A 2895-nucleotide genomic window follows, 5' to 3' on the forward strand; every position below is an offset into this window, starting at 1 on the left:
CACGCTTCCCCGCTTTCTGGTTTCCTTATAGGATGTGCCGACATTTTTGATCCCAGTTTTGATTAGTTCGCGTTCGAGGAGGGCAAAGAAGCTCGATCGATCTGCACCTCTGACTACAGCTTGATTGTGTGATTCTGCTAGAGCCACAGGATAGCCATAACCCTTATTGACTTGCGAAATAATCATGCTCAAAGTCACATCTGCCAGATCTTCATCTTGAGCTACCCAGGCAGGAACTTCAATGCGGGCGATCTCGGTGCCAACATTGAGATAACAGAAATAAGTTTTGTGAGCCTCATCGTAATAATCCAAAATCTTGGCAGTACTCTTCCACCAGCAGCTTCTTTGTCCTGGAGCTAGCTGGGTATTCCACAACGTCGTATCCCGCAAGCCTTCAAATTGCTGACAAGGGAGTTTTGTAGCATCGCCACAGTGGAGGGGACAATCGGGGACATCGTGGGGGCAAGTTAATAGTCGCAATAGATTGAGATTATCGATGCTCCGAGAAGCACTGAGATAACCGACGATCGGAATCCCCGCTAGCCGCAACTCTTCCCATGCTGCTAAAATCGGATTGAGAATCTGTTCGCGCGCATCGGTGGGTAACTGTTCTAAAAACCAGTAGACTAGCGAACCATCGACCATCGCTAAGGTGGGTACGCGCGGCTGTGAGGGGGGTGAATTTGGATCTACTTTATCATCAAACCCAAACGGCGGATCGACCCAGTTACAGCCCAATTCTGCCAGGACTGTCGCCTCCGATACCGCCCGCCGATAACCCAACCATTCTTCGGTGCTAATTCCCCACTGACGGGAGATATATAAATCTTCTTGCTGGTAAAAAACTTCGGGAATACTGTCAAGGAGGGGGTGCAAATTTTGGCCGTAATGAATCATCACCCTACCGACGTTGATTAGGTAGCAGTAGGCAATTTCATGATGACTGGGCGCGATTTGAGAGCCATCTGTGGCGAGTACGGTTTGTCGATCTGGCGGTGCGGCAATATCGATGCGGGTATCGAGCGGTTCGACAGGAATCGACGTATTAAAAAACAGTCGATTGCCCCACTGTTGGTGGATTGCGGCTAGCTCTGGTTGCCGTGAGATCGCTTGTCTGAGCGAAGCTGTCGCCAATTGTAAGCGGTGCTGGTTGGCGGTATTTTCTCGAACCAAATGTTGCCCGATGCCAGGTAATTGTTTGGCAACTTTGTTAATATCTAGCATGGGAAAGGAATAGGGGATAGAGAATAGGGAATAGGGGTAGACAATGTATCCTAATTTGTGCCGCCCAGTACTAGCATCTATATTTTTTCATCTCCTATCCCCTATTCCCTATTCCCTAAAAAGCTAGTGGCTGGCGATCGCCGATCTGTGATAGAGAATAACTTAGCATATAAGCAACTTCTCGATCGACCTTCAGCAATTACCAGCCACTATGGTTGATTAACTTACCTGACTGGATCTTCAGTCGGGCACAGAAATCGCCGCAAGTACTACCAACCTTTTTCCGATTGAGCTAGAACGTAGGTAGCAACATCTTCGATTTGAGCGGCACTGAGTCTACCACCAAAAGCAGGCATGGCGTTTTTACCCTTAGTTACTTGGGTGGTAATCGCTGCCACTGAGTTCATCCCGTATTCTGCCAAAGCTTCTTTTTTGAGATTCTTGTTTGCCATGATGACATTGTTGCCACCAGCATGACAAGCTGCACAGTTGGCACTGAAGATTTTGGCACCGTTAGCTACCTCAGCAGCAAACGCAGGACTACTAAATGTGACTGTGAATAAGGCGATCGCTACTGCGAAGATCGAAATCAGCTTTTTCAAAACGGTTTTCCTCTTATCTAAAATTAAGAAACATAAACTACCAACCACCTATTGTATCCAATCTGCTTGGATCGCGATCGGTATAACTACCTATCTGTATTGAAACTTTAACAATTTAGGGTTCTAGCCAGTGGATTGTTGCATACTGCGACAATCTCGAACTTAGGCAGTGCCAAAGGTTTGAGGTCGAAGTATGCACTGACGATCGACATGGCATGTTTGCTAATTTCTCGATCGTCACTCCCAACGGCAATACCCACATTAGCCGCTTATCTGACTGTTTTACCGCCGCCCCACTGCTCGCCCACGATCTTGGGCTGCATCAAGATATGTCCGGCAATAGCATACATGTCATTCTCAGAGAGATTCTTCATTTCGGTGAAGATATCTGCACTATCCATACTGGGGTGTAACTCCGCAATTGGAGTTTCACCATCGTAGGTAGTTGGGTGATGCATGTAGTCTACCAGTGCCACGATGTTATCGCGTGCGGGTGTCGCACCAGATAAATCGACTGGACTCAAACCTACGTTAAAGTCAGTTTTAGTGACACCACCAGCATGACATTGAGCGCAAGTCGAAGCAAATAGTTGTCTACCTTGACTGACTTGTTTGAGATTGAGGGTGGCAGTTTCACCCTGTGCATTCAATTTGACTGTGCGCGTCGCCGCATCGAGTTCGATGGCGTTAGCACTGGTAACTAAGGTTTGGAATGCAAACAATATGGTTGCCACAGCCAGCAACAGGAATCGCTTGAACATGGTTCTCCCTCAAAAAAGATAACTTAGATTAAATGATAATTACACAATACAGCTAAACTCAAGACTCAAGCCACAGCTATCTTATATTACCTATATCATCTCATTATCCCGGTCGAGATCTGTCCATTTTTCCTCATAAAGTAAAGAAAAATTTACAATGAGGGGGGAGCGGGGAGCGGGGAGTTCGGAGTTCGGAGTTCGCGCCGCGAACAATCATCTAACTTCAAACACTAAGGAATAAGGATTAAATAAGATCGAGATTTTCCTTCAGCCTAGCAATAGCAATCTCCCAGGTAGGGGCAATTCAT

The 2895-nt window shown here is 46.7% G+C and carries 4 protein-coding genes; all 4 read right to left on the reverse strand.

The window, feature by feature from the left end:
- Positions 1-1224 (reverse strand): DNA double-strand break repair nuclease NurA (locus tag RMO79_RS06830; protein WP_310482324.1); only part of this gene is annotated, 1224 nt, incomplete at its 3' end.
- Positions 1225-1493: 269 nt separating this feature from the next.
- Entirely contained in the window at positions 1494-1826 is a 333-nt protein-coding gene (gene petJ / locus RMO79_RS06835) for a cytochrome c6 PetJ (RefSeq protein ID WP_310482326.1), read from the reverse strand.
- A 107-nt stretch (positions 1827-1933) separates the two neighbouring features.
- Positions 1934-2086, reverse strand: coding sequence for a hypothetical protein (locus tag RMO79_RS06840; RefSeq protein ID WP_310482328.1), 153 nt, complete (start codon positions 2084-2086; stop codon positions 1934-1936).
- Positions 2087-2095: 9 nt separating this feature from the next.
- Positions 2096-2587: a photosystem II cytochrome c-550 gene (gene psbV, locus RMO79_RS06845; protein WP_310482329.1), complete on the reverse strand. Its 492-nt coding sequence runs from the start codon at positions 2585-2587 to the stop codon at positions 2096-2098.
- Positions 2588-2895: the final 308 nt, after the last annotated feature.

Origin of the sequence: Chamaesiphon sp. VAR_48_metabat_403 (genome assembly GCF_031422475.1) — a bacterium.
Taxonomy (GTDB): Bacteria; Cyanobacteriota; Cyanobacteriia; order Cyanobacteriales; family Chamaesiphonaceae; genus Chamaesiphon.